The 25,340-nt window shown below is 70.3% G+C and carries 25 protein-coding genes; 15 read left to right on the top strand and 10 right to left on the bottom strand.

Features of this window, described 5'->3' with window-relative positions; translation table 11 throughout:
* Positions 1–3 precede the first annotated feature (3 nt).
* Positions 4–777, top strand: a complete 774-nt coding sequence (locus ABZX02_RS38125; protein WP_355305992.1) for an inositol monophosphatase family protein — start codon at positions 4–6, stop codon at positions 775–777.
* On the opposite strand, the gene ABZX02_RS38130 is transcribed toward ABZX02_RS38125, so the two are convergent.
* Positions 774–1,613: an AsnC family protein gene (locus tag ABZX02_RS38130; protein ID WP_355305994.1), complete on the bottom strand. Its 840-nt coding sequence runs from the start codon at positions 1,611–1,613 to the stop codon at positions 774–776. The genes ABZX02_RS38125 and ABZX02_RS38130 overlap by 4 nt on opposite strands.
* A gap of 169 nt (positions 1,614–1,782) precedes the next feature.
* Here ABZX02_RS38130 and dnaE point away from each other — a divergent pair, with 169 nt between their 5' ends.
* Entirely contained in the window at positions 1,783–5,340 is a 3,558-nt protein-coding gene (gene dnaE, locus ABZX02_RS38135) for a DNA polymerase III subunit alpha (protein WP_355305996.1), read from the top strand.
* On the opposite strand, the gene ABZX02_RS38140 is transcribed toward dnaE, so the two are convergent.
* Together ABZX02_RS38140 and ABZX02_RS38145 are read right to left on the bottom strand one after the other, a co-directional pair.
* Positions 5,337–6,935, bottom strand: coding sequence for an MOSC domain-containing protein (locus ABZX02_RS38140; protein ID WP_355305998.1), 1,599 nt, complete (start codon positions 6,933–6,935; stop codon positions 5,337–5,339). The two genes, dnaE and ABZX02_RS38140, sit on opposite strands and share 4 nt — an antisense overlap.
* Positions 6,935–7,411: a CGNR zinc finger domain-containing protein gene (locus tag ABZX02_RS38145; RefSeq protein ID WP_355305999.1), complete on the bottom strand. Its 477-nt coding sequence runs from the start codon at positions 7,409–7,411 to the stop codon at positions 6,935–6,937. Before ABZX02_RS38145 ends, ABZX02_RS38140 begins: the two co-directional genes overlap by 1 nt.
* 84 nt (positions 7,412–7,495) lie before the next feature.
* On the opposite strand from ABZX02_RS38145, the gene ABZX02_RS38150 reads away from it, so the two are divergent.
* The 5 genes from ABZX02_RS38150 to ABZX02_RS38170 all read left to right on the top strand — a co-directional run bounded on the left by ABZX02_RS38150 (position 7,496) and on the right by ABZX02_RS38170 (position 11,912).
* Positions 7,496–8,344, top strand: coding sequence for a DUF427 domain-containing protein (locus tag ABZX02_RS38150; protein ID WP_355306001.1), 849 nt, complete (start codon positions 7,496–7,498; stop codon positions 8,342–8,344).
* Complete coding sequence (locus ABZX02_RS38155) at positions 8,341–8,997, top strand: SDR family oxidoreductase (RefSeq protein ID WP_355306003.1); 657 nt, start codon at positions 8,341–8,343, stop codon at positions 8,995–8,997. The genes ABZX02_RS38150 and ABZX02_RS38155 overlap by 4 nt, the downstream gene beginning before the upstream one ends.
* Before the next feature lies 1 nt (position 8,998).
* Positions 8,999–9,403 (top strand): VOC family protein, encoded by a 405-nt coding sequence (locus ABZX02_RS38160; protein ID WP_355306005.1) that lies wholly within the window; start codon positions 8,999–9,001, stop codon positions 9,401–9,403.
* 96 nt (positions 9,404–9,499) lie between these two features.
* Positions 9,500–10,645: a cytochrome P450 gene (locus ABZX02_RS38165; RefSeq protein WP_355306160.1), complete on the top strand. Its 1,146-nt coding sequence runs from the start codon at positions 9,500–9,502 to the stop codon at positions 10,643–10,645.
* Positions 10,646–10,709: 64 nt separating this feature from the next.
* The gene (locus tag ABZX02_RS38170; protein WP_355306162.1) at positions 10,710–11,912 is read left to right on the top strand and encodes an adenosylmethionine--8-amino-7-oxononanoate transaminase; all 1,203 of its coding nucleotides are present in this window, start codon (positions 10,710–10,712) and stop codon (positions 11,910–11,912) included.
* Here the strand turns inward: ABZX02_RS38170 and ABZX02_RS38175 are convergent.
* Entirely contained in the window at positions 11,885–12,127 is a 243-nt protein-coding gene (locus ABZX02_RS38175; protein ID WP_355306007.1) for a glutaredoxin family protein, read from the bottom strand. The two genes, ABZX02_RS38170 and ABZX02_RS38175, sit on opposite strands and share 28 nt — an antisense overlap.
* A 36-nt stretch (positions 12,128–12,163) precedes the next feature.
* Between ABZX02_RS38175 and bioD the strand changes: the two genes are divergently transcribed.
* The 4 genes from bioD to ABZX02_RS38195 all read left to right on the top strand — a co-directional run bounded on the left by bioD (position 12,164) and on the right by ABZX02_RS38195 (position 14,788).
* Positions 12,164–12,883: a dethiobiotin synthase gene (bioD, locus tag ABZX02_RS38180; RefSeq protein WP_355306008.1), complete on the top strand. Its 720-nt coding sequence runs from the start codon at positions 12,164–12,166 to the stop codon at positions 12,881–12,883.
* A gap of 70 nt (positions 12,884–12,953) precedes the next feature.
* Positions 12,954–13,970, top strand: a complete 1,017-nt coding sequence (bioB, locus tag ABZX02_RS38185; protein WP_090067528.1) for a biotin synthase BioB — start codon at positions 12,954–12,956, stop codon at positions 13,968–13,970.
* A gap of 11 nt (positions 13,971–13,981) precedes the next feature.
* The gene (locus tag ABZX02_RS38190) at positions 13,982–14,167 is read left to right on the top strand and encodes a hypothetical protein (protein ID WP_355306010.1); all 186 of its coding nucleotides are present in this window, start codon (positions 13,982–13,984) and stop codon (positions 14,165–14,167) included.
* Between the two features lie 27 nt (positions 14,168–14,194).
* On the top strand, positions 14,195–14,788 hold the full coding sequence (locus ABZX02_RS38195; protein WP_355306012.1) for a DUF2567 domain-containing protein: 594 nt from the start codon (positions 14,195–14,197) through the stop codon (positions 14,786–14,788).
* Positions 14,789–14,818: 30 nt separating this feature from the next.
* Here ABZX02_RS38195 and ABZX02_RS38200 read toward each other — a convergent pair whose 3' ends face one another.
* The 4 genes from ABZX02_RS38200 to ABZX02_RS38215 all read right to left on the bottom strand — a co-directional run bounded on the left by ABZX02_RS38200 (position 14,819) and on the right by ABZX02_RS38215 (position 18,970).
* Complete coding sequence (locus tag ABZX02_RS38200; protein WP_355306014.1) at positions 14,819–15,541, bottom strand: putative hydro-lyase; 723 nt, start codon at positions 15,539–15,541, stop codon at positions 14,819–14,821.
* The gene (locus tag ABZX02_RS38205) at positions 15,538–16,782 is read right to left on the bottom strand and encodes an MFS transporter (RefSeq protein ID WP_355306016.1); all 1,245 of its coding nucleotides are present in this window, start codon (positions 16,780–16,782) and stop codon (positions 15,538–15,540) included. Before ABZX02_RS38205 ends, ABZX02_RS38200 begins: the two co-directional genes overlap by 4 nt.
* A gap of 828 nt (positions 16,783–17,610) precedes the next feature.
* Positions 17,611–18,291, bottom strand: coding sequence for an LON peptidase substrate-binding domain-containing protein (locus ABZX02_RS38210; protein WP_355306018.1), 681 nt, complete (start codon positions 18,289–18,291; stop codon positions 17,611–17,613).
* A gap of 10 nt (positions 18,292–18,301) precedes the next feature.
* Positions 18,302–18,970, bottom strand: a complete 669-nt coding sequence (locus ABZX02_RS38215; RefSeq protein WP_355306164.1) for an NUDIX domain-containing protein — start codon at positions 18,968–18,970, stop codon at positions 18,302–18,304.
* 100 nt (positions 18,971–19,070) lie between these two features.
* Between ABZX02_RS38215 and nadA the strand changes: the two genes are divergently transcribed.
* The 3 genes from nadA to nadC are packed head-to-tail and all read left to right on the top strand — an operon-like array spanning position 19,071 to position 22,548.
* Positions 19,071–20,090, top strand: a complete 1,020-nt coding sequence (gene nadA, locus ABZX02_RS38220) for a quinolinate synthase NadA (RefSeq protein WP_355306020.1) — start codon at positions 19,071–19,073, stop codon at positions 20,088–20,090.
* Positions 20,090–21,703, top strand: coding sequence for an L-aspartate oxidase (locus tag ABZX02_RS38225; RefSeq protein ID WP_355306022.1), 1,614 nt, complete (start codon positions 20,090–20,092; stop codon positions 21,701–21,703). Before nadA ends, ABZX02_RS38225 begins: the two co-directional genes overlap by 1 nt.
* Positions 21,700–22,548 carry a carboxylating nicotinate-nucleotide diphosphorylase gene (gene nadC, locus ABZX02_RS38230; RefSeq protein WP_355306024.1) on the top strand — a complete coding sequence of 283 codons (849 nt, stop codon included), beginning with the start codon at positions 21,700–21,702 and terminating at the stop codon, positions 22,546–22,548. The genes ABZX02_RS38225 and nadC overlap by 4 nt, the downstream gene beginning before the upstream one ends.
* On the opposite strand, the gene ABZX02_RS38235 is transcribed toward nadC, so the two are convergent.
* A complete protein-coding gene (locus ABZX02_RS38235; RefSeq protein WP_355306026.1) occupies positions 22,545–23,324 on the bottom strand; it encodes a carbon-nitrogen hydrolase family protein in 780 nt (259 codons plus the stop codon). The two genes, nadC and ABZX02_RS38235, sit on opposite strands and share 4 nt — an antisense overlap.
* A 24-nt stretch (positions 23,325–23,348) precedes the next feature.
* On the opposite strand from ABZX02_RS38235, the gene ABZX02_RS38240 reads away from it, so the two are divergent.
* Positions 23,349–24,848 (top strand): ABC transporter substrate-binding protein, encoded by a 1,500-nt coding sequence (locus ABZX02_RS38240; RefSeq protein WP_355306028.1) that lies wholly within the window; start codon positions 23,349–23,351, stop codon positions 24,846–24,848.
* Here ABZX02_RS38240 and ABZX02_RS38245 read toward each other — a convergent pair.
* Positions 24,841–25,332 carry a hypothetical protein gene (locus tag ABZX02_RS38245; RefSeq protein WP_355306030.1) on the bottom strand — a complete coding sequence of 164 codons (492 nt, stop codon included), beginning with the start codon at positions 25,330–25,332 and terminating at the stop codon, positions 24,841–24,843. The genes ABZX02_RS38240 and ABZX02_RS38245 overlap by 8 nt on opposite strands.
* Positions 25,333–25,340 lie beyond the last annotated feature (8 nt).

Below are 25,340 nucleotides of genomic sequence, written 5' to 3' on the forward strand. Positions count from 1 at the left end.
GCCATGTCCACCGACATCACCGCCGCCGTCTCCGCCGTGCTCCGCCAGGCAGGCGCCCGCCTGCTGCGCCGCACCTCGACCGAGTTCCGCCCCTCGACCCTCGCCGAACTGGTCGCCGCGGTGAAGGCCAACGACGCCGCCGTCGCCGACCTCCTGAGGCCCGCCCTCGCCGAGATCCACCCGGACGCCCGCTGGCTCGACGACGAGCACGGCTCCGGCCCGCTCCCCGACGGCGACTGGTGGCTGATCGACCCGGTCGGCGGCAACATGAACGCCGTCCAGGGCATGACCGACTTCAACATCGGCGTGAGCCTCGTCCGCGACGGCCGCCCGGTGCTCGCCGCGCTCTACTTCCCGCTGTTCGACGAGCTGTACACGGCCACCGAGGGCGGCGGCGCGTTCCTCAACGGCGTGCGGCTCTCCGTCTCGGCCAAGACCTCGCTGGACGGGGCGCTGGCCGGCACCGGCCAGGCCCAGCCCGGCCAGGGACCGGAGATGGCCGACCGCGTCGGCGCCTCGTACAGCGCGATGGCCAAGCACGCCCTGTACGTGCGGATCTCGGTGCCCGTGACGCACCAGCTCGCCATGGTCGCCGCCGGACGCATGGACCTGCACTGGCAGCACGACAACGTGCGCGCGCACGCGTCCGGTGTGCTGCTCGTGCAGGAGGCGGGCGGGGTCGTCACGGACCTCGACGGCAAGCCGTGGACGCTGACCAGCCGGGAGTACCTGGCGGCGGCACCGGGGGTGCACGCCGAGGCGCTCGCGCTCCTCTAGTCCTCGACCGTCCAGACCAGGGTGTTCAGGTCCACCTCGGGGCGCACGCTCCAGCGGACCTGGATCACCTGGGTCTCGTCCGGCAGCACGAACACGCTGTGCCCGCCGGCCGTCTCACCCGGCTGCACGCCGAGCTTGTGCGCGGGCCGCGACGACAGCGAGACCGGCGCCTTCGTCACGGTCTCGCCGGTCTTGGTGACCAGCACCAGGTACATGTCCGGCAGCGAGGTGTACGGCACCTGCGAGGTGTTCGTCACCTCGGTGTGCACGACCACGGCCCGTTCGCCCTCGGCGAGCTTGTAGCCCGCCGCGGTGAAGAGGAAGTCGGCCGGGTCGACGACCTCGACCAGCTGGATCGACAGGCGGGCGCCCTCGAGGCTGTCGGCCTCCAGCGCCGAGCCGATCTTGCCGGTCCGCGAGACCACCGGCTTGGGCTGCGCCTGGTCGGCCCGCACCCAGCCCGCCGACTGCGGCGGACCCCAGGTGGCCTGGGGCGGGGGCTGCTGCGCGGGGAACGGCTGGCTGACCGGACCCTGCGGCCCGTACTGCTGCTGAACGGGGTGCGGACCGCTCTGGTGCACCGCGTACGGACCGGACGGCGGGCCGCCCATGTAGTTGCCGTAGGCGGCGGCGTTCGCGAGGGCCCTGCGGATGCCGTTCGGGTCGCACTCGACGCCGACCAGCAGCGGGAGGCCGCTGCCCGAGAGCGTGATCAGGCGCATGGCGGCCTCGCGCGGGTCCATGCCGAGGCGCTGGGCGATCTCGTGCACGGCGGCGCGGCCCGACTCGGCGAGAACGGCGAGCAGGCGAGCGTCTACGGGATCGGGGGCCACCACGAAAACGAACGCTACCCGCCGCCGTGGATCGTCGTGTCACCGCGTACCCGATCGAGATCAACGCGACAAACCCCCGTGCCTCCGTGAGGTGATCTTCGCGTCGGGATAGGGTTGGCGAATCCGGAATTCGCGTCCTTCCCACGCGTCCGTTCGATCTCCTGGAGGTACCGTGGCGGACTCGTTTGTGCACCTGCACGTGCACACCGAGTACTCGATGCTCGACGGTGCGGCCAAGGTGGCCCCGCTGTTCGAGGAGGCCGGGCGGCTCGGCATGACCGCCGTCGGCATGAGCGACCACGGCAACATGTACGGGTCCGACGAGTTCTACCAAACGGCGCAGAAGACCGGCATCAAGCCGATCATCGGCATCGAGGCCTACCTCGCGCCGCACAACCGCCTGCACAAGAAGCCGGTCTTCTGGGGCGACCCGGGCCAGCGCGGCGACGACATCTCGGGTGCGGGTGCCTACACCCACATGACGATGTGGGCGCGCAACGCGGACGGCCTGCGGAACCTCTTCCGGCTGCACACCGAGGCGAGCAAGACGGGCTACTACTACAAGCCCCGCATGGACCGCGAGCTCGTCTCGGAGCACGCGAACGGCATCATCGCGACGACCGGTTGCCCGTCCGGCGAGGTGCAGACCCGGCTGCGGCTCGGCCACACCGCCGCGGCGCTCCAGGCCGCCGCCGACTACCAGGACATCTTCGGCAAGGAGAACTTCTTCCTGGAACTGATGGACCACGGCCTCGACATCGAGACCAGGGTCCGCGAGGGCCTGCTGGAGATCAGCCGCAAGCTCGGCATCCCGCCGCTCGCGACGAACGACAGCCACTACGTCACCAAGGACCAGGCGGACACGCACTCCGCGTTGCTCTGCGTGCAGTCCGGCAAGATGCTGACCGACCCGAACCGGTTCAAGTTCGACGGCGACGGTTACTACCTGAAGTCGTCCGAGGAGATGCGGCAGATCTGGAAGGACCTGCCGGAGGCGTGCGACAACACGCTGCTCGTCGCGGAGATGGTCGAGTCGTACGACGACATCTGGTCCATCAAGGACCGGATCCCGAACTTCGAGGTCCCCGAGGGCGAGGACCAGGCGTCCTGGTTCCGCAAGGAGATCCGGCGCGGCCTGGAGTGGCGGTTCCGCGACTCCGAGGTGCCGCAGGAGTACATCGATCGCTGCGACTACGAGGCCCAGGTCATCATCGACAAGGGCTTCCCGGCGTACTTCCTCATCGTCGCCGACCTCATCAACTACGCCCGCAGCGTCGGCATCCGCGTCGGTCCCGGCCGTGGTTCCGCGGCAGGTGCCGCGGTGTCGTGGGCTATGGGCATCACGAACATCGACCCGATCCCGCACGGTCTGCTGTTCGAGCGGTTCCTGAACCCCGAGCGCACCGCCATGCCCGACATCGACATCGACTTCGACGACCGCCGTCGAGGCGAGATGATCCGGTACGCGAGCGAGAAGTACGGCGCCGACAAGGTCGCCCAGGTGATCACGTTCGGCACCATTAAGACCAAGGCCGCGCTGAAGGACTCGGCGCGCGTCCACCACGGTCAGCCGGGCTTCGCGATCGCCGACAAGATCTCCAAGGCGCTGCCGCCGCCGATCATGGCGAAGGACATCCCGCTCAACGGCATCGTCAACAAGAGCCACCCGCGCTACAACGAGGCGGCCGAGGTCCGGTCGCTGCTCGAGACCGACGTGCAGGTGAAGGAGATCTTCGACACCGCGCTCGGTCTCGAGGGCCTGATCCGCAACGCCGGTGTGCACGCGTGTGCGGTCATCATGTCGAAGGACCCGCTGTCGGACTCCATTCCGCTCTGGTACCGCGACGACGGCTCGTTCATCACCGGCTGGGACTACCCGTCGTGCGAGAACATCGGCCTGCTCAAGATGGACTTCCTCGGGCTGCGCAACCTGACGGTCATGGGCGACGCCATCGAGAACATCGAGATGAACCGGGGCAAGGACGCCGTCCCGGACTTCGACAAGCTCCCGATGGACGACCCGGAGACGTATGCGTTGCTCGGCCGCGGTGACACGCTCGGCGTGTTCCAGCTGGACGGTGGCCCGATGCGCGACCTGCTGCGCCGCATGCAGCCGACGTCGTTCGAGGACATCGTCGCGGTCGGCGCGCTGTACCGCCCCGGCCCGATGGGTGTGAACGCGCACAACGACTACGCGGACCGCAAGAACGGCCGCCAGGAGGTCAAGCCGATCCACCCGCAGCTCGCCGAACCGCTCAAGGAGATCCTCGGCGAGACGCACGGCCTGATCGTCTACCAAGAGCAGATCATGTTCATCGCCCAGGAGGTCGCGGGCTACTCCATGGGTCGCGCGGACGTGCTCCGCAAGGCCATGGGCAAGAAGAAGGCCGAGGTCCTGGCCAAGGAGTTCGAGGGCTTCCAGGCCGGTATGCGGGCCGACCCGCGCGGGTTCTCCGACGAGGCGATCCAGGCGCTGTGGGACACGATCCTCCCGTTCGCCGGCTACGCGTTCAACAAGTCGCACGCCGCCGCGTACGGCCTGATCTCGTACTGGACCGCGTACCTCAAGGCGAACTTCCGCGCCGAGTACATGGCCGCTCTGCTCACCTCCGTGGGTGACAACAAGGACAAGTCCGCGGTCTACCTCGCGGAGTGCCGCCGCCTCGGCATCAAGGTGCTCCCGCCGGACGTCAACGAGTCGGCGCTGCGGTTCTCCGCGGTCGGCACCGACATCCGCTTCGGCCTGGGCGCGATCCGCAACGTCGGCGCGAACGTCGTCGAGTCGATCATCAAGTCCCGCAAGGAGAAGGGCAACTACACGTCCTTCACGGACTTCATGGACAAGTCCGAGCTCGTCGCCTGCAACAAGCGTGTCATCGAGTCGCTGATCAAGGCGGGCGGGTTCGACTCGTTCGGCAACACCCGCCTGTCGCTGATCCAGGTGCACGAGGACGCGGTCGACGCCGTCGTGCCGATCAAGCGCAAGGAGGCCGAGGGCCAGTTCGACCTGTTCGGCGGCGACAGCGCCGACGACCAGGACGACAGCACCTCACCGCTCGCGCACCTCAAGTTCGGCACCGAGGAGTACCCGCGCAAGCAGATGCTCAGCCTCGAGAAGGAGATGCTGGGCCTCTACGTCTCCTCGCACCCCCTCGACGGCGCCGAGCGGATCCTGCGCAAGTTCGCGCCGCGGCCGATCGCCGTCGTGCTCGACGACCCGCCCAAGGAAGGCGAGCTGATCGTCTCGGGCATGATCTCGTCGATCGAGCGCCGGGTGAACAAGAACGGCCTGCCGTGGGCGATCACGGTCATCGAGGACCTGGACGCGTCCATCGAGGTGCTGTTCTTCCCGAAGTCGTACGAGGTGCTGCGCGACGACCTGGAGCTCGACTCCGCCGTGTGCGTGAAGGGCCGGGTGAACTGGCGCGAGGACAAGATGGCGATCTTCGGTGACGGCGTCGTCCCGCTCGACATCAGCGACGCGGAGATGAACCCGGACGCCGACCCGCCGCTCGTCCTCGGCCTGCACACCAAGACGTTGACGCCCGAGCTGATCGAGGAGCTCAAGGTCACGCTCAAGTCCCACGAGGGGCACGTCGCGGTGCACCTGGAGGTGCAGAAGCGCGACAAGTCGAAGGAGATGCTGGTGGTGGACAACTACCGGGTCAACACGACGCCGTCGCTCTTCGGTGATCTCAAGACCATCCGCGGCATCACCATCCACCGCTAGAGATCCAGCACCAGATCGGTTTCCGGCCGTGCGCAGCAGATCAGCGCGTTGCCGGGAGCCGGCGGTTCCAGCGGCTCCGGCGCGTTCGCGACGGTCCCGGACAGCACCGGCGTCACGCACGTGTGGCAGACGCCGGTGCGGCACGACCAGCGGGTCGGGACGTCGCACGCCTCGGCCAGGTCGAGCAGCGACTCGTCCTCGCGAGCGGCGACGGTGAGGCCGCTGCGCGCGAACGTGACCGCCGGACCGGTGCCCTGCCGTGCGGGCTGGTGCGGGGGAACCGTTGCCGCGCCGGTGATCCCGGGGTTGATCGCGCCGCGGGTGCCGAACAGTTCGGTGTGGACGCGTGCCGGGTCGAACCCCAGGTCGGCGAGGGCCGCGCGCATGTCCGCCATGAACGCCTCCGGGCCGCAGAGGTACGCGCTCGCACCGGCGGGCAGGGCTTCGAGGTCCGCGCGGGTGAGCCTGCCCTCGTCCGAGTGGTGCACGAGCAGGTGGACCGGCCCGAGTCGCCGGACCTCGCCCTCGAAGGCGTGGTCGGCCGAACGGGTCGTGTGCACCCACCAGACCTCGCGGCCGGTGTCCTTCAACGCGTGCAGCATCGCGAGCACCGGAGTGATCCCGACTCCGGCGGACAGCAGCACCACCGGTTCGTCACCGGGGCGCAGCACGAACTCCCCGCGCGGCGCCGCGACTTCCAGCGTGTCGCCGGCTTTGACGTGGTCGTGCAGCCACGTGCTGACCACGCCGTCGCGCTTGACGCTGATCCGGTACGAGTCCGCTGAGAGCGAGTAACTCCGCACGCCTCCCGGCACCCGCACGGTCAGGTACTGGCCGGGCAGCGCGTGAGGCAGGTCGTCGCCGGCGAGGTGGAACGACGTGATGGACGGGCTCTCGCGCACGACCTCGGTGACCCGCAGCGGCCGGAACCCTTCCCAGCCAACGGGTTCGGGCTCGTCAGGCGCCAGCAGGTCGCGGAACGAGCCCTGCCAGCCGGGGCTCAGCGCGGGGAGGTCGACGGCCTTGCGGAGCTGGTCCTCGTCCTTGCCCGGCAGGTACAGCAACGCGTCGATCGCGGCCACGCTCATCCGGTGCCGCCCGACGCGCGTGCGCACGATCTCGTCGCCCGCCCGGACCTCTCCCTCGGTGATCACGCGCAGGTAGAAGCCGGGGCGGCCGTGCGCGACCATCAGCGACGGCATGCGCGGCTCGCCGAGTCTCATGCCGACGCGGTAGCAGGTGACGCGGGGCTGGGTGACCTCGAACTCGGCGCCGCCGACGCGGAACCGGTCGCCGATGTGCACGTCGGTGTCGGCCAGGCCCTCGACGGTGAAGTTCTCGCCGAACTGGCCGTACTCGAACTCCCGCCCGAGTTCGGTGCGCCAGTGCTCGTACGACTCCCGCTGGTACACCAGGACGGCGCGGTTCTCGCCGCCGTGCCCGCCGAGGTCGCCCTGGCCGTCGCCGTCGATGTTGAGCTTGCGCACCATCAGCGGTCCGTCGACCGGCTGCTTGAAGATTCCGGTGTGGACGGTCCGGCCGTGCCAGTCGACGTCCTTCGGCAGACCGACGTTAAGCGAGAGCAGCCGTGCCATCACTGGCCTCCTCGGGTGCGCTGGTAGTGGCGGCGGGCCTTCATCCTGTTGCCGCACACCGCCATCGAGCACCAGCGGGCGCTGTTCGGCTTGCTCTGGTCGAGCAGGAACAGGCGGCAGTCGGGGTTCGCGCACGGGCGCAGCCGGCCGGGGCTCGCCACCCGCAGCGCGTCCCACTCGAGCACCGCCCGTGCGGCCGCCGTCCGTCCCGCCGGCAGGTCGAGCTGCCACGTCACGCCGGTCGAGTCCACGCCGGCCCGTTGCCCGACGCCCTCGACGAACGGGGCCAGCGCCGCCGGTTGCTCCTGGCCGCGCACGACGGCCTGCAGCGCGTCGCGGGCCGCGGTCAACGCGCGCAGTTCGTCGCCGGACGCGGGCTGGCCGTGCGCCGCCAGCCAGTCCGGGCCTTCTTCGGCGAGCACGTCGTGCTGCCCGTCGTCCAGCACGGGCGTCGTGTTCAACAGGTCGAGCAGCATCTCTAACCTCCAAAGTTACCCTTGACAGGTTATAGGACACTCTGCCTAACTATCAACCATCATTTAAAGGGTTAGGAGATGGTCATGGGTCTGTCGTGGCAGCAAGGACCGCTGGGGGCGAAGGCCGTGGGCCGGTTCCTCACGCCGGAACCGGTGCCGGAGCGGCTGTTGTTCGCCGAGCCGCTGCGCCGCCGGATGCGCGTGCGGCACGGAGGGGAGTGGGTCGCGGACAGCGAGGACGTCGTGCTGCTGCACGAGCCCGGCCGCTACCCGGTCGCGTACTTCCCGCGCGGCGACGTCACGGGCCTCGAAGAGGAAGCGCGCACGACGAACCACCGCGACCTCGGTGCCACCGAGTGGTTCGCGGTCGGCGGGACGAAGCACGCGGCGTGGCAGCACGTCGACCTCCCGGAGCACGCGACCGTGCTGGCGGACCGGGTCGCTTTCGCTTGGCGCGCAATGGACGCGTTCTACGAGGAGGACGAACGGATCGTCGGGCACGCGGCGGACCCGTACCACCGCATCGACATCCGGCAGACCTCCAGGCACCTCGTGGTCCGCGACGGCGACCGGGTCGTCGCGGACACGACGAGGCCGCTGGCGCTGTACGAGTCGGGTTTCGCGCCGCGCTGGTACGTGCCGCGCGAGGACGTCGACGCCTCAGCGCTGACGCTCGTCGAAGGCGAGACCTTCTGCCCCTACAAGGGTTTGGCGAGCTACTACGACATCGGTGACCGCGGGCGTGCCGCCTGGTCGTACCCCGAGGCGTGGTCCGAGGTCGCGCCGGTGCGGGACTGGGTCTCGTTCGAACCCGACCTCGTGGACGTGTACCTCGACGACCGGAAACTGGCCTTGGAACCGGGGCAGTCCGTTGTGCTGCACGGCATCGACCGCGGCCTGACCCCCGAAGAGATCAAGGAGCAGCAGCGATGAGGGTTCTGGTCATCGGGCGCTCCGGCGGCATCGCCGGAGCCGTGGCGGACGGGATCCGCGCCGCCGGCGGCACCGTCGTCCTGGCCGGGCGCAACCAGGACGAGCACGTCGACCTGACCGACGAGGGCAGCATCGCCGCGCTCGCCGAACGGGTCGGGAACGTCGACCACGTCGTGTCGACGGCGTCGGCCAGGGCACGGGGAACCGCGGCCGACCTCGACCGCGACGCCGTCCGCGCGTCGTTCGACGTCAAGGTCATCGGGTCGATCCTGCTGGCCAGGCACTTCGCGCCGCGTCTGCCGCGCACCGGCTCGTTCGTCTTCCTCTCCGGCGCCTCGGCCCGCAGGGTCGTGCCCGGCATGCTCGCGGTCGGCGCCACGAACGCCGCGGTCGACGCGGTCACGAGGAGCCTCGCCGTCGAGCTCGCGCCGATCCGGGTCAACGCGGTCTCGCCCGGCACCGTCGACACCGGCGCCTACGACGCGCTCGGCGCGGAGCGGAAGGCCGCGCTGTTCGCGTCCCGCGAGGCCACCAGCCCGGCCGGTCGCGTCGGGCGGGCGGACGAGATCGCCGGCGCGGTGCTCTTCCTGCTCACCAACGGGTTCACGACCGGCGTCACGCTGGGCGTCGACGGCGGAGAGGTGCTGGTCTGACGTGGACTACCGGATCGAGGTGCTGACGGTTCCCGTCGCCGACGTGGACCGCGCGATCGCCTTCTACACGAAAATGGCCGGATTCGAGTTGGATGTCGACTATCGGCCCAATGACCACTTTCGCGTCGTGCAACTCACCCCGCCGGGTTCGGGCTGTTCGATCCAGTTCGGCACCGGCCTCGGCAACTACCTCGTGGTGAACGACATCGAGGCGGCCCACCGCGACCTCGCCGCCCGTGGCGTGGACGTGGGACCGTTGCGGCACAAGGCGGGCATGCCCGACTGGCAGGGCGGGTTCGTGCCGGGCGCCGACCCCGCCCACCGCAACTACGCGAGCTTCTTCGACTTCACCGACCTCGACGGCAACCTGTGGACGGTGCAGGAACGAGGACGGCTCGAGAAATAGTGGCGAGCAGTGAGTAAACGGGGTTAACTGGGTGAGGTGACGACACTCACCCAGTTGCCCGACGACTACGTCCAGAACCCGCACGACGTGCACGACATGCTGCGCGCCGAGGGGCCCGTGCAGGAAGTCCGCATGCCGCGGGGGCTCAAGGTCTGGCTGGTCACTCGGTACGACGAGGCGAAGATCGCCCTCACCGCCCCGGAGGCCAGCAAGAACGTCCTGGAGGGCGGCCACCTCATGGTCGAGCACTCCTCCGACCCCGAGCAGGTCCGCAGGGGCGAGCCCCGGTTCGCCGCGAACATGCTCAACCTGGACCCGCCCGACCACACCCGCCTGCGCAAGCTCGTGACCAAGGCGTTCACCGCCCGCCGCGTCGAGTTGCTGCGCCCGCGCGTGCAGGAGATCGCCGCCGAGCTCATCGCGAAGTTGAACGACGGCGACGAGGTCGACCTGCTGGACGTGTTCGCGTTCCCGCTGCCCATCACGGTGATCTGTGAGCTGCTCGGGATCCCGATCGACAACCGCGACGACTTCCGCGAGTGGTCCAACCAGCTGCTGTCCTTCGGCACGCCGGAGCAGGTGGAGGCGGCAGGGGGCGCGATGGCCGCGTTCCTGTACCAGCACGTCACGGCCATCGCCGAGGCCGAGCCGAACGACACGTTCTTCTCCGCCCTCGTGCACGCCGACGAGTCCGGCGACCGGCTGAACACCGAAGAGCTGATCTCGATGGCGTTCCTGCTGCTCGTGGCGGGCCACGAGACGACGGTGAACCTCATCGGCAACGCGGTGCTGTCGCTGCTGCAGAACCCGGACCAGCTGCAGATCCTCAAGGACCGCCCGGAGCTGATCCCGGCGAGCACCGAGGAGTTCCTGCGGCTGGAGGGCCCGGTCAACATCGCGACCTTCCGCTACACCAAGGAACCCCTGGAGCTCGGCGGCGTCACGGTGCCCGCCGGCGAGATCCTGATGGTGTCGCTGGTCGCCGCGAACCGCGACCCCGAGCGCTACGAGAACCCCGACCAGCTCGACGTGACGCGGTCCGCGCAGGGCCACGTGGCGTTCGGGCACGGCATCCACTTCTGCGTGGGCGCACCACTGGCCCGGCTGGAGTTCGATGTCGCGCTGACGCAGCTGCTGGCGCGGTTCCCGAACCTGACGCTCGCGGCCGAGCCGGAGACGCTGGTGTGGCGCGACAGCACGCTCATCCGCGGCCTGCACACGCTTCCGGTGCGCCTCGCCTAATGTCGGGCGCGTGGACGACCTGCTGAAGCTCGACCAGGCGCACGTCTGGCACCCGTACGGCCCGATGCCGGGCACCCAGGAACCGCTGCTCGTCACCGAGGCCTCGGGTGTCCGGCTCACGCTCGCGGACGGCCGCGAACTCGTCGACGGCATGTCGTCGTGGTGGGCGGCCATCCACGGCTACCGCCACCCGGTGCTCGACGCGGCCGTCACCGGCCAGCTCGGCCGGATGAGCCACGTGATGTTCGGCGGGCTCACCCACGAGCCCGCCATCCGCCTCTGCGAGAAGCTCGTCGAGATCACGCCTTCCGAGCTGCAGCACGTGTTCCTGTGCGACTCCGGCTCGGTCTCGGTCGAGGTCGCCGTGAAGATGTGCCTGCAGTACTGGCGGTCGCGGAACCGCCCGGAGAAGCGCCGCCTGCTGACGTGGCGCGGCGGCTACCACGGCGACACGTTCACCCCGATGTCCGTCTGCGACCCCGATGGCGGAATGCACTCGCTGTGGCACGGAATCCTGCCGCGGCAGGTGTTCGCGGACGAGCCGCCGGCCGAGATGGACACCGCGTACGTCCAGCACCTGGCCGACCTGATCGAGGAACACGCGGACGAGCTGGCCGCGATCATCGTCGAGCCGGTCGTGCAGGGCGCCGGGGGCATGCGCTTCCACGACCCGCGCTACCTGCACGTGCTCCGCGAACTCGCGTACACGCACGACGTGCTGCTGGTGTTCGACGAGATCGCCACGGGTTTCGGCCGCACCGGTGAGCTCTTCGCCGCAGGCCACGCGAACGTCAGCCCGGACGTCATGTGCCTGGGCAAGTCGCTGACCGGCGGGTACCTGACGATGGCCGCCACGCTGTGCACCTCGCGGGTGGCGGACGGCATCAGCAAGGGCGAGGTGCCGGTGCTCGCGCACGGGCCGACGTTCATGGGCAACCCGCTGGCGTCGGCGGTGTCCCTCGCGTCCATCGACCTGCTGCTGTCGCAGGACTGGAAGCGCGAGGTCGCGCGCATCTCGGCGGGGCTCTCGGCGGGGTTGGAGCCCGCACGCGCGTTGCCCGGCGTTCGGGACGTGCGCGTGCTGGGCGCTATCGGTGTCGTGCAACTGCATGAGCCCGTGGACATGGCACGGGCGACCAAGGCCGCCGTGGACGCGGGTGTGTGGCTGCGGCCGTTCCGCGACCTGATCTACACGATGCCGCCGTTCGTCAGCACGGACGACGACATCGCGACGATCTGTCAGGGCGTGATCGCGGCCGCCAGCTGAGTGTCGGTCGGCTCCACCAGGAAGTCGCCGTTCGGGAGGACGACGACGGGGATGTTCCGGCGGCCCGCGATCTCGATCGCACGGTCCCGCGCCTCGTCGTCGTGCTCGACGTCGACGTAGGTGAACGGCACGTTGTTGCGGGTCAGCCAGGACTTGGCCCGGCGGCAGTCCCCACACCACTCGGCGCCGTACATCACGATCGGTTGCTCGGTCATGCCGTCACGGTATGTCACGTCCTAAGGTGAGTTCCTGTGAGCGTGCTGGTGATCACCGGAACCGGGACCGAGGTCGGCAAGACCGCCGTCACCGCGGGCATCGCGGCGCTGGCCAGGGCAGAGGGCAGGCGGGTCGCGGTGCTGAAGCCCGCGCAGACCGGTCTGCTGCCCGGCGAGCCGGGCGACGTGGCGGAGGTGGCGCGGCTCGCGGGCGACGTGACGACCCGTGAGCTGGCCAGATACCCCGACCCGCTGGCACCGGCCACCGCGGCCAGACGCGCGGGCATGGCCACCGTGCACCCCAGGGACGTCGCCGCCGCGGTGACGGAGCTCGATGAGACCCACGACCTGGTGCTGGTCGAGGGCGCGGGCGGGCTGCTGGTGCGGTTCGACGAGGGCGGCTCGACCCTCGCGGACATCGCCTGGGCCGTGAACGCCCCCGTCCTGATCGTGGCCCAGGCGGGGCTCGGGACGTTGAACACCACCGCCCTGACGGCCGAGGCGCTGCAGCGGCGCGGCCTGGAGTCGATCGGTGTCGTCGTCGGCAGCTGGCCGCTGCACCCCGACCTCGCGTCGCTCACGAACCTGGCCGACCTGCCCGAGGCGGCGGGCGCCCCGCTGCTCGGCGCGCTGCCCCAGGGTGTGACGAAGCTCGGCCCGGTGGACTTCCTGACGGTCGCCAAGAGATCGTTTTCACCCTGGTTCGGCGGGGAGTTCGACCCGGAGACGTTCGCGGCTCAATTCGCGGTCCAGTGACCTACGTCGCTCCACGATGAAGGATTCAGTGCGGCATAGTGCACGCCAGGCCACAGGAGGAGGAGAGACCGTGACCGCAGCACCGGAACAGATCGACGTGCTCGACGAAGCTCGTGAGCAGGTGCTCGAACGAGGCGTCGGGCTCACCGAGGCCCAGGTGCTGAAGGTGCTGGAACTCCCCGAGGACCGCATCCCCGAGCTGCTGGCGCTGGCGCACGAGGTCCGCGAGCGCTGGTGCGGCCCCGAGGTCGAGGTCGAGGGCATCGTCTCGCTCAAGACCGGCGGCTGCCCCGAGGACTGCCACTTCTGCTCGCAGTCCGGCCAGTTCCCCTCGCCGGTGCGCTCGGCGTGGCTCGACATCCCGGGCCTGGTCCGCGCGGCGCGGCAGACCCGCGACACCGGCGCGACCGAGTTCTGCATCGTCGCGGCCGTGCGCGGCCCGGACAAGCGGCTGCTCTCGCAGGTGCGCGACGGCATCAAGGCCATCCGCGCCGACGGCAACGACATCCAGATCGCCTGCTCGCTCGGCATGCTCACGCAGGAGCAGGTCGACGAGCTCGTGGCGATGGGTGTCCACCGCTACAACCACAACCTCGAGACCGCCCGCTCGCACTTCCCGGAGGTCGTCACCACGCACTCCTGGGAGGAGCGCTGGGACACGCTGCGGATGATCCGCGACGCCGGCATGGAGGTCTGCTGCGGCGGCATCATCGGCATGGGGGAGACGCTGGCGCAGCGCGCGGAGTTCGCCGTGCAGCTCGCCGAGCTCGAGCCGGACGAGGTCCCGCTGAACTTCCTCATCCCGAACCCCGGCACGCCGTACGAGAACTACCCGGTCGTGGAGGGCGCCGAGGCGCTGCGCACGGTCGGCGCGTTCCGGCTCGCGCTGCCGCGCACGATCCTGCGGTTCGCGGGCGGCCGTGAGCTCACGTTCGGCGACCTGGGCGCGAAGCAGGGCATGCTCGGCGGCATCAACGCGATCATCGTCGGCAACTACCTGACGAACCTCGGCCGCCCGGCGCAGCAGGACCTCGACATGCTCGAGGAGCTGTCGATGCCCATCAAGGCGCTGAGCCAGACCCTGTGATGATTGCCGTCATGTACTGCTCGTTCTGCGGCAAAGAGGAAGCTGACGGCGACCACGCGTTCTGCCGTCAGCGCCTGTCGATGATCGACCCGCCGCGGTACTGCGCGGAGTGCGCGCGCCGCATGGTCGTCCAGGTGACTCCGGACGGCTGGACGGCACGGTGCAGCCGCCACGGGGAGACCGCGTCGCGCCCCTGAGAAGATCCCGGTAGTAATCTTCCGCGAATGGACGAGAAAGCAGCGCCGGTGCGCATCGAACCCGTGCCGGAGCCGCCGTACGTCTACCACTACTACCCCCGGCCACGGCCGAAGGTGGTGGTGAAGCGGGATCTGCTGCCGGGTCTCGTGATCGCGCTGACGACGTTCGCGTTCGGGCTGCCGGCCGCGTACCTCTGGTCGTGGCTGGCACCGGCCCAGCTCAAGATCGTCTCGGCGCAGGACAGCAAGTTCTACCCGATCGGCGTGGAGAGCTACCACCGGCTCGACGCGCTCATGGTGTTCGTGCTGATCGGCCTCGGCGCCGGTGTGGTCACCGGGATCGCGACGTGGCTGCTGCGGCAGCGGCGCGGACCCGTGGCGATGCTGGGGATGACGCTCGGCTCGTTCGCGGCGGGGTGGATGGCGCAGTGGATGGGCGGCAAGCTCGCCGCGGGCGCGTACCCGATGCCGTCGTCGATCAAGGCGAACGACACCCTGCTCATCGCGCCGGCTCTGGAGACGTGGTGGGGAATCCTGGCGTGGCCGCTCGGCGCCGCGCTGGCGTACGGCTGCTGCGCGGCCTGGAACGGCCTGGACGACCTGGGACGACGCCTCGGCTGAACTGCTCCGGGGCGCCGTCCTCGTGCCCGCCTAGCCGACGCGGTAGGCGAAGTCGGGCATGTCGGTCACGAACATCTGGCCGGGCGCGTGCGTGATCGCGAACGGCGGCTTGGACTTCATCAGCACGGCCTGAGGAGTCACCCCGCACGCCCAGAACACCGGCACGTCACCGGGTTCCGGCTCGACCGCGTCACCGAAGTCCGGCGTGTGCACGTCGTCGATCCCGAGCATGCGCGGGTCCCCGGCCCCGACCGGAGCGCCGTGCACCGCGGGCATCAGCGACGTGACCTTGTGCGCGATGTCCACAAGGGACTCCGGGATCCAGCGCATCGACACGACCATAGGCCCGTGCAACCGTCCGGCGGGCCGGCACTGGATGTCGGTGACGAACATGGAGACGTTCTTCTGCTGATCCACGTGCCGCAGCGGCACACCCGCGTTGGTCAGCGCGGTCTCGAACGTGAAGCTGCAGCCGATCAGGAACGTCACCAGGTCGTCGCGCCAGTGGTCGGTGGCGTTCTCGGGTTCGGCCACCAGCTCGCCGTTCTCCCAGATCCGGTACCGCGGCGCGTGGGTGCGCACGTCCGCGTCCTGCTTGAGCGCGCTCACCGTCTCGCCCGCGTCCAGCACGTCGAGCACCGGGCAGGGCTTGGGGTTGCGGTGTGTGAAGAGCAGGAAGTCGTACGCCCAGTCCCTGGGGATGGCGATGAGGTTGGCCTGCGCCTGTCCCGGCGCCTGTCCCGCGGTCGTCACTCGAGCTCCTTGTTGACGGTCTCCGGCAGCCAGATCAGCGCGATGACGCCGATCCCGTACGCGGCCGCCCCGAACAGCATCGCACCGCCGATGCCCATCCGGTCGGCCATGAACCCGACCAGCCCGGGAAACACCGCGCCGAACGCGCGCCCGAAGTTGTAGGTGAAGCCCTGCCCCGTTCCCCGCAGCTGGGTCGGGTAGAGCTCGGACAGGTAGCTGCCGAACCCGCTGAAGATCGCCGACATGCAGAACCCGAGCGGGAAGCCGAGGAACATGACCAACGTGTTGGCGCCGTTGGGAATCTGCGTGTACGCGACGATCAGCAACGCACTGGCGATCGCGAACAGCGTGAAAGTCTTCTTGCGCCCCAGGTAGTCCGTCAGGTAGCCGCCGCACACGTACCCGATCCACGCACCGGTGATGAGGAACGCGAGGTACCCGCCCGTGCCGATGATCGTGAGCCCGCGCCCGGTCTGCAGGAACGCCGGCAACCACGTGGCGAGCGTGTAGTACCCGCCCTGCACACCGGTCGCGAGCAGCGCGGCGAACAGCGTGGTCTTGAGGATCGGCCCCTGGAAGATCTTCGGGAACGTGCCCTTCTCCTTGGGCTGGGCCTTGGTCTCCGGCGCGTCGTCGACGTTTCGGCGCACGTAGAAGATGAGGATCGCGGGCAGCGCACCGGTCCAGAACATGATCCGCCAGCTGATGGCCGGATCCGCGACGCTGGCCACGATGGTGTTGACGACGACCGCGAGCCCCCAGCCCACGGCCCACGCGCTCTGGATGAACGCGACCGTGCGCCCGCGGTACTTCGGCTTGCAGTACTCGGCCACGAGGATCGCGCCGGCCGCCCACTCACCACCGAAGCCCAGTCCCTGCAGCGCGCGGAAGACCAGCAGCGTCTCGTAGTTGGTCGCGAAACCGCACAACACCGTGAAGAACGCGTAGGCGGCCACCGTGATGATGAGCGTCTTCGACCGCCCGAACCGGTCGGCCATGACACCCGCGACGGCGCCGCCGATGGCGCTCATCAGCAGCGTGCTGGTGCCCAGCAGGCCCGCTTCCGCCTTGGTGAGGCCGAAGTAGCCGGTGATCGCGACCAGGCTCAGCGGCAGGACCCAGTAGTCGTAGGAGTCCAGCCCGTAACCGCCGAACGCGCCGACGAACGCGCGCTTGCCCTTGTGGCCGAGACTGCGGAACCAGGCGAATCGGCCTGTGTCCTCGGTCGTGGACGTGCTCATGGGACACCTCGCAGCGTGGTGGAGGAGTGGTCGACTGTGATGTGGACCTCAGGGTAAGGATTGTTCAACAATCCCACAAGGCCACAATTCAACGATCCGACAATCGGAGGGTGTGGGCTGGGCTGGGTGGCGCTGGGGGCGTGGGAAGGCGGAGGTGAGGGGAGGGTGGCGGGGTGGTCGGTTGGACGGCCCCCTCGGGGGCGGCCGAGAACTGTGGACTGCTCAGGGCCGTGGACCGCTCGGGTTCCGGGGCGGCTCAGAGTGCGGAGTCGGCTCGGAGTCCTGGTCAGGTCGGTACCCGGTCAGCCCGCCCGGCCTGCCTTGTTCTTCTCGGGTTCGCCCCGCGACCGCACCACGCGACCGCACCACGCGACCGCACGCCGCGACCGCGCATCGCGACTGCGCACGGCGATCTCCGCCCCGCGCGCACTGCCCGCGGCCCGCACATCGCGCGATCGCCGCACCGCGGCCCGCGCACCGCGATTGCCGCACTGCGGTCCCCCGCCGCGATCCGCACGTCGCGCCACCGCGCACCGCGCCCCGCACACCCGCGTTGAGGCCCGCCTACCTCGGCCTCGCCCATTTCGCCCGCATGCCGACTCGCGTCCTGCGCCGCACGACGCCAACTCTCGCCGCTCCGCACACCGCGTCCCGCACAACGCTCGCGTTTCGCCGCCCCGCACACCGCGCCCGCGTCCAGCCGCGCCCGACCCGTTCGCCTGCTCAGCCACACCTAGACTCGCCGCGCCATCGCACCAGAGCAGGCACCCCGCTCCACCCACCACGCCGTCGCCTCAAGCCACCCGAACCCGCCGCCCCAGTTCGGCCTCAGTTCTGGCTGGGCACGTGCCCGAACTCCGTCAACGGCACCGGAACAGCCTTCAAAGCGCTCAAAATCCCGGTCTCCCGGTGCAACATCCGCCGCACCAACCGCAACCGCCGAGCCGGCGACCGCTCCTCCAGCAACCGCTGCCGATCCTCCACAGGCAACAAACAATCAGCGGCCAGCAGATAAGACAAATCCCCCAACGACACGTCATCCGCCGGCGCCGACCAGTCCTCCTGGTGCCAAGCGGCCCCGCAGTACCTCTCGTGCGCCGCCCGAGCCCCGCGCTCCAGCAACGGCACGACCTCGAGAGCCGCCTCCGGCACGGGAGCGTCGTCCAGGTAGTCGACGTGCGCCAGCAGGTACGGCGCCGTGGTCGTGTCCACGTCCAGCAGCCGGAACCGCCGCACCCCGCGCGTCACGATGTCGAACCGCCCCTCGGGCAGCGGGCGCGCGTCCAGCAGATCCGCCGTGCACCCGATGTCCTGCAGCGACCGGACGTTGTCCGCGCCGACCTCCCAGCCCTGCTTGATGCACACCACGCCGAACGTGCGTCCGAACAGCGTGCCGGTCATCAGGTCGACGACGAGCTGCCGGTACCGGGGTTCGAAGATGTGCAACGGCAGAGAAGCGCCGGGCAGCAGCACGGTGCCCAGCGGGAACAACGGAAGCGTCTCTGCCACGCGTGCAACGTTACGTGGTGCCACCTCCGCCTGCTGGACGGCCGGATCCCGGCGGTCTCAGCACGGCGAACGGATCGGTCACTTTGATTCCCTTGGCGCTGAACCGGAACAACGCGGCGGGCCGGCCGCCGGACGGGCCCGGGGGAGCGGTGCCACCCGTCGGTTCCAGCAACAACCGGCGCGACAGCACGCGTTGCAGGTTCGTCGCGGACACCCGGTAGCCCAGTGCCGCGGAGTAGTGGTCGCGCAGCAGCGAGATCGTGAACTCGGGTGGCGCCAGGGCGAAGCCCAGGTTCGTGTACGACAGCTTCGAGCCGAGCCTGTGCCGGGCTCGCGCGACGATCGAGGCGTGGTCGAACGCCATCGCGGGCAGTTCCTCGACGCAGTGCCACGCGGTGTCCGAAGGGACCTCGGGGTCGACGTCCGAAGGGACCAGTCCGAGGAACGCGGTCGCCACGACGCGGGGGCCCGGGACGCGGTCCGGGGCGCTGAAGACGGCCAGCTGTTCGACGTGTGACAACTGTCGCACGTCGACTTTTTCCGCCAGCTGACGGCGAATCGAGGACTCGACGTCCTCGTCCACCCGGAGCTCGCCACCCGGCAGCGACCAGCGGTGAGCGTGTGGCTCCCGAGCGCGCTCCCACAGCATGACCTGGAGTGACGCACCTCTCACCCGCAACACAGCGGCCAGAACTTCGTGCCCCACACCTGCCACCTGGCTGATACTATCGGCCACGTTTTCGACCAATAGGCGAAAACCCCGGATCGAGGAGGCAGTGATGGTCGCTACCGCAACCGTGGAGCGAACCGCGTCAGGCGTGTACGGCGGAGTCGAGCCGAACGCGGCGTGGCGGGACGAGGTGTTGCGCCTCGCGAAGGAACGCGACGCCGTCATCCTGGCGCACAACTACCAGCTGCCCGAGATCCAGGACATCGCCCACCACACCGGCGACTCGCTGGCCCTGTCCCGCATCGCCGCGCAGTCCGACGCGCAGACCATCATCTTCTGCGGCGTGCACTTCATGGCCGAGACCGCGAAGATCCTCGCGCCCGAGAAGACCGTGCTGATCCCGGACGAGCGGGCCGGCTGCTCGCTCGCCGACTCGATCACCGGCGCGCAGCTGCGCGAGTGGAAGGCGCAGCACCCCGGCGCCGTCGTCGTGTCCTACGTGAACACCACGGCCGAGGTGAAGGCCGAGACGGACATCTGCTGCACGTCCTCGAACGCCGTCGACGTGGTGCGCTCGATCCCCGCCGACCGCGAGGTGCTGTTCTGCCCGGACCAGTTCCTGGGCGCGCACGTCAAGCGCGAGACCGGCCGCGAGAACCTGCACATCTGGGCGGGCGAGTGCCACGTCCACGCCGGCATCAACGGTCCCGAGCTGGCCGAGCGCGCCGCCGCGAACCCGGACGCCGACCTGTTCATCCACCCGGAGTGCGGCTGTGCCACGAGCGCGCTGTACCTGAGCGGCGAGGGCATCGTCCCGGCGGAGAAGGTCAAGATCCTCTCGACCGGCGACATGATCACCGCCGCGCGCAGCACGAAGGCGACCAAGGTCCTCGTCGCGACCGAGGTCGGCATGCTGCACCAGCTGCGCAAGGCCGCTCCGGAGATCGACTTCCGCGCCGTCAACGACCGCGCGTCCTGCACCTACATGAAGATGATCACGCCGGCCGCGCTGCTGCGGTGCGTGCGCGACGGCCTGGACGAGGTGCACGTCGACCTGGAGACCGCCAAGCGTGCCCAGGGTGCCGTGCAGCGCATGATCGAGATCGGCCAGCCCGGCGGCGGTGAGTGATGGCCGCGCGCTGGGAGGCGCGAGCCGACCTGATCGTGGTCGGCACGGGCGTGGCGGGCCTCACCGCCGCGCTGCGGGCTCGTGAGCTGGGACTTCGGGTCCTGGTCGTCACGAAGGCCGCGGGGGACGACGGCAACACCCGCTGGGCGCAGGGCGGCGTCGCCGTCGTCATGGAGGACCAGCACGACCCCGGCGACTCGGTCGCGCGGCACATCGAGGACACGCTGACGGCGGGCGCGGGCCTCTGCGACGACGCGGCGGTCGCGGCGATCATCACCGACGGCCCCGCGGCCGTGGCGCGACTGCGCGAGCGCGGCGCCGTGTTCGACGCCAAGCCCGACGGCCTGCTCGAACGCACCCGCGAAGGCGGTCACAGCGCGTTCCGCGTCGTGCACGCCGGCGGTGACGCTACGGGCGCCGAGGTCGAGCGCGCCCTGCTCAAGGCCACTGTGGACGGACGGGTTCCGCTGCTGGAGAACCACGTCGCGGTCGACGCGGTGAAGACGCCGCTCGGCGCGGTCGCCGGACTCCTCGTGCTGGACGGCAACGGCGTGCCCGGCGTGCTCACCGCACCCGCGGTGCTGCTCGCCACCGGCGGGCTCGGCCAGATGTACCAGGCGACCTCGAACCCTTCCGTGGCAACGGGGGACGGCCTCGCTCTGGCGCTGCGGGCGGGTGCGCTCGCGGCGGACGTCGAGTTCATCCAGTTCCACCCGACCGTCCTCTACACGGGCCGCGGCGCGCGCGGCCGGTGCCCGCTCGTCACCGAGGCCGTGCGCGGCGAGGGTGCCGTGCTGGTCGACGCGACCGGCGCCCGCGTGATGAAGGGCGTGCACCCGCTGGAGGACCTGGCCCCGCGCGACGTCGTGGCGGCCGCGATCACCCGGCACATGGCGACCGAGCCCGGTGGCGTCGACGACCACGTCTTCCTGGACGCGACGTCGTTGCACGACATGGCGACCCGCTTCCCGACGGTGTACTCGGCGTGCGTCTCGGTCGGTGTCGACCCGGCCACCGACCCGATCCCGGTCGCCCCGGCGGCCCACTTCGCCTGCGGCGGTGTGGTGTCCACCGTGGACGGACGCACCGGCGTGACCGGCCTGTACGCGGTCGGCGAGGTCGCCCGCACGGGCCTGCACGGCGCGAACCGCCTGGCCTCCAACAGCCTGCTCGAAGGCCTGGTCTGCGGCACCCGCGCCGCCGAGACCGTGGCCGCGGACCTCGCGATCGGCCTGATCGCCCCGGCCCGCGCCGTGGACCCGGTCCTGCCGACCGCCCCGGTCGCGGACCGCGACCTGCTGCAGCGCGTGATGTCCCGCTACGCCGCCATCGGCCGCGACGCCGAGGGCCTGGCCGTCGTCGGCTCGGTGCTCGACGTGTCCACTGTGGACAAGCAGCTGGAGTCGCGCGAACTGGTCGAGGACGCGGCGCTCACCACGGCCGCCCGCGCCCTGATCGCCGCCGCGCAGCAGCGCACCGAGTCGCGCGGCTGCCACGTCCGCACGGACTTCACCGAGCGTTCCGAGGCGTGGCAACGCAGTCAGCTCGTCCGGCTCACCCCGACCGGCCAGCCCGTGCTGGCCGATCCCGTGCTCGCAAAGGGTGTCGCATGACCACCGACGGCAACACCGACTGGGACGACGCGAACCGGGTCATCCAGCTCGCGCTGGAGGAGGACCTCCGCTACGGCCTCGACGCCACGACGCTCGCGACCGTGCCGGAGAAGGCGGTCGCGACCGCCGAGATCACCCCGCGCGCGGCAGGCGTGCTGTGCGGCGTTTCCGTTGCCCGCACGGCGTTCCAGCGCTACCTGCCGGACATCGAGGTGGTCACCGAGGCGCAGGACGGCGACAAGGCCGTCCCCGGTGAGCCCGCACTGGTGCTCACCGGCCCGACCCGGGGCCTGCTCACCGTCGAACGCACGGCGCTCAACCTGATCTGCCACCTCTCCGGCATCGCCACTCAGACCGCCCGCTGGGTCACCGCGATCGAGGGCACCGGCGCGGCCGTCCGCGACTCGCGCAAGACGTTGCCGGGCCTGCGTCTGCTGCAGAAGTACGCGGTGCGCGCCGGCGGCGGCGTGAACCACCGCATGGGCCTCGGCGACGCGATCCTCATCAAGGACAACCACGTCGCCGCTGCGGGTTCGGTCGGCGCCGCGATCCGCGCGGCCCGCGCCCACGCGCCGGAACTGCTGATGGAGGTCGAGGTCGACAGCCTGGAGCAGCTCGACGAGGCACTGGCCGAGGGCGCGGAACTGGTGCTGCTGGACAACTTCACGCCCGAGCAGTGCGCCCAGGCGGTGGCGCGCAGGCCGGACGGCGTGAAGCTGGAGGCGTCCGGCGGGCTCACTTTGGACGTGGCCCGCGCGTACGCCGAGACCGGCGTCGACTACCTGGCGGTGGGCGGCCTCACGCACTCCAGCCCGTCACTCGACCTCGGCATGGACCTGCGTTAGCTGGAGGTGAGGCGCCGGTTCGCGAGGACCGGCAACACCTCTCGGGCCTGGGTCACCAGGTCGAGGTCGAGATCCACCACCGTGTCCGACACCTGCTCCGACAACTGCACCACGACGTTGCCGAACGGGTCCGCCACCGTCGAGTACCCGATCCCGGTCGGCGCCGAAGACCCGAGATCCCCGGGATGAGCCTGCCCGCACGCCACCACGTACGACGTGCAGTCCAACGCCCGAGCCCGCACCAGCAGCTCCCACTGCTCCTTCTTCCCCGGCCCGGCGCCCCACGACGCCCCGACCAGCACCGCCGACGCACCCTTGTCCGCGAGCGCCCGGAACAGCTCGGGGAACCGCACGTCGTAGCAGGTCGCGACCCCCAGCGTCACCCCGTCGACCTCGAACACCACCGGCGCGGACCCCGGCGCGACCGTCCGCGACTCCTGGAACCCGAACGCGTCGCACAGGTGGATCTTGTCGTAGCCCACGTGCAGGTCCGGCCCGGTCACCAGCAGCGTGTTCGTCACGCGGTCACCGGAAGGCGTGAACATGCCCGCCACCACCACGACGTCGTGCGAAGCCGCGATCTCGTGCACCGCCGTCGCCCACGGCCCGTCCAACGGCTCCGCGACCGGCCCCAGCGGCACGCCGAACCGGCACATCGTCGCCTCGGGCAGCACCACGACCCGCGCGCCCTCGGCCCGCCGCACCGCGTCGCGCACCAGCTCCAGGTTGGAGCGGGGGTCGGTGGTCGAGCTGATCTGACTCACGGCGATGCGCATGGGGATCACTGTAGGGTCCGACTCGTGCGTTCCCCACTGCTCCTCGTCGTGTTGCTGGCCGTCGCGGGCTGCACCGAGACCGCCGCGCCCCGCCCGGACGGTGGCGCGAACGGCACGTCGATCGTGCTGGCCGACCGCGACGAGCCCACGACGCTGAACCCGCTGCTCGGCTACGGCGCGCAGGGTGTGTCCAAGATCTACGACGGCCTCGTCGAGCACCGCCAGGACGGGTCGCTCACCCCGCGGCTCGCGGCCGACCTGCCGCAGCCGTCGGCGGACGGGCTGAGTTGGACGGTCAAGCTGCGCGGCGACGTGAAGTTCACCGACGGCAGCACGTTCGGCGCAGAGGACGTCGTCGCCACGTACACGGCGGCGCTGCAGAACCCCGTCAAGGACAGGTTCAGCACCCTCAAGGGCGTGGAGCAGCTCGACCCGTCGACCGTCCGCTTCACCCTCACCCAGACGCAGGCCGCGTTCCCGCACCTGCTCGTGCTCGGCGTCCTGCCCAGCGAGCAGGCGAACCCGAACGGCCAGCCCGTCGGCACCGGCCCGTACAAGGTCACCGAGTGGAAGAAGGGCGACCGGCTGCTGCTGGAGTCCAACGAGGGCTACTTCGACGGCGCGCCGAAGGTCAAGAAGGTGACGGTCGTCTTCGTCACCGACGACAACCAGCGCGCCCGCCGCATGCAGGACGGCGAGTTCGACGGCACGGTGCTGCCGCCCAAGATCGCCACGCAGTTCGCCGGTAAGTCGGGCCTGCAGGTCAACTACCACCGCAGCGCCGACTACCGCGCCGTGCGGCTGCCCACGGCCAACCCCGTCACCGGCAACGCCTCGATCCGCCTCGCGCTGAACTTCGCCGCGAACCGCCAGGCCATGATCGACAGCCTGCTGGAGGGCAAGGGCACCACCGCGTACACACCGGTGCCGGACGCGCTGGCCGAGGAGTTCGACCCCACCGCGAAGTTCCGCTTCGACAAGTCCGAGGCCACCCGCCTGCTCGACGTCGGTGGCTGGGTGCCCGGCGCGGACGGCATCCGGGTGCGCGAAGGCGTCGCCGCCCGCTTCACGCTGATGTACCCGCTGGGCGACGACCTGCGCGCGGACCTCGCGACCGCGTTCGCCGCCGACGCCAAGGCCGTCGGCGTGGACGTGCAGCTCGCCGGCCTGTCCTGGGAGGCGATCCGGCCGCGGATGGCGCAGGACGCGCTGCTGTTCGGCGAGGGCTCGCCGTTCGACCCCGACCTGATGCTCTACGACCTGCGCGGCCAGGGCAGCCCCGCCGCCGACGCGGCGCTCGAGAACGGCCGCAGGCTGATCGACCCGGCGCAGCGGGCCGTGGCCTACAAGCTCTTCCAGCAGGCGTTCGTGGCCGCGCCGTCGATGGCGGTGCTGGTCTTCCCCGAGCACGCGTACGTGATGCGCGACTCGTGGACCGGCTACCAGCCCGTGGTCGACCCGAACTCCTACGGCGCGCTGGCCTGGGGCCCCTGGTGGAACCTGGAGAAGTGGGAGCCTAAGTAGTCCGGGCGTTGATCTCGCGGACGGCGCGGTCGGGGTCGTCCGCCCAGAACTCGACGCGCTCGACCCGCTGCACGCCCGTCTTGCCCAGGTTCACGAGCTGCGGCTCGTGGAACGGCACCGACACGTTCGTCCTGGTCAGCGACTGGATGACGAGCGCGTCGCCGATCACCGCGACGCTGCGCTGCCCCTTGTGCGTGCGCTCGGCGACCTGCGCGGCGCCGAGGTCCTCGGTCGGGATGCGCCAGTCGAAGAACCCCAGCTGCCGCAACCGCAGTTCGTCGCCGGAGACGGTGTGCGGCTGCTTGGTCAGCACGTAGAGAGCGCCCACGCACACGACCGTGTTCATCACGCCGAGCACGATCAGCGTGATGAGCAGCCACGGGATGTCGAGGCCGAACGCGACCAGCGCGACCCCGACCACCGTGATGATCAGGAACCGCACGTACCTCGGCTTCATGCGCTTGCCGTAGGGGATCTCCACCATGGCGGGAA

It is taken from the genome of Lentzea sp. NPDC003310 (assembly GCF_040610935.1).
Taxonomy (GTDB): domain Bacteria; phylum Actinomycetota; class Actinomycetes; order Mycobacteriales; family Pseudonocardiaceae; genus Lentzea.

Excerpts from the sequence above, each read along its gene's own strand:
- ABZX02_RS38235 (WP_355306026.1), bottom strand. The coding sequence starts at position 23,324 with ATGCGCATCGCCGTGAGTCAGATCAGCTCGACCACCGACCCCCGCTCC.
- ABZX02_RS38125 (WP_355305992.1), top strand. The coding sequence starts at position 4 with ATGTCCACCGACATCACCGCCGCCGTCTCCGCCGTGCTCCGCCAGGCA.
- ABZX02_RS38145 (WP_355305999.1), bottom strand. The coding sequence starts at position 7,411 with ATGCTGCTCGACCTGTTGAACACGACGCCCGTGCTGGACGACGGGCAG.
- ABZX02_RS38195 (WP_355306012.1), top strand. The coding sequence starts at position 14,195 with ATGGACGAGAAAGCAGCGCCGGTGCGCATCGAACCCGTGCCGGAGCCG.
- ABZX02_RS38225 (WP_355306022.1), top strand. The coding sequence starts at position 20,090 with ATGGCCGCGCGCTGGGAGGCGCGAGCCGACCTGATCGTGGTCGGCACG.
- nadC (WP_355306024.1), top strand. The coding sequence starts at position 21,700 with ATGACCACCGACGGCAACACCGACTGGGACGACGCGAACCGGGTCATC.
- ABZX02_RS38155 (WP_355306003.1), top strand. The coding sequence starts at position 8,341 with ATGAGGGTTCTGGTCATCGGGCGCTCCGGCGGCATCGCCGGAGCCGTG.
- ABZX02_RS38175 (WP_355306007.1), bottom strand. The coding sequence starts at position 12,127 with ATGACCGAGCAACCGATCGTGATGTACGGCGCCGAGTGGTGTGGGGAC.
- ABZX02_RS38140 (WP_355305998.1), bottom strand. The coding sequence starts at position 6,935 with ATGGCACGGCTGCTCTCGCTTAACGTCGGTCTGCCGAAGGACGTCGAC.
- ABZX02_RS38150 (WP_355306001.1), top strand. The coding sequence starts at position 7,496 with ATGGGTCTGTCGTGGCAGCAAGGACCGCTGGGGGCGAAGGCCGTGGGC.
- ABZX02_RS38190 (WP_355306010.1), top strand. The coding sequence starts at position 13,982 with ATGTACTGCTCGTTCTGCGGCAAAGAGGAAGCTGACGGCGACCACGCG.
- nadA (WP_355306020.1), top strand. The coding sequence starts at position 19,071 with ATGGTCGCTACCGCAACCGTGGAGCGAACCGCGTCAGGCGTGTACGGC.
- ABZX02_RS38165 (WP_355306160.1), top strand. The coding sequence starts at position 9,500 with ATGCTGCGCGCCGAGGGGCCCGTGCAGGAAGTCCGCATGCCGCGGGGG.
- ABZX02_RS38170 (WP_355306162.1), top strand. The coding sequence starts at position 10,710 with ATGCCGGGCACCCAGGAACCGCTGCTCGTCACCGAGGCCTCGGGTGTC.
- ABZX02_RS38205 (WP_355306016.1), bottom strand. The coding sequence starts at position 16,782 with ATGAGCACGTCCACGACCGAGGACACAGGCCGATTCGCCTGGTTCCGC.
- ABZX02_RS38245 (WP_355306030.1), bottom strand. The coding sequence starts at position 25,332 with ATGGTGGAGATCCCCTACGGCAAGCGCATGAAGCCGAGGTACGTGCGG.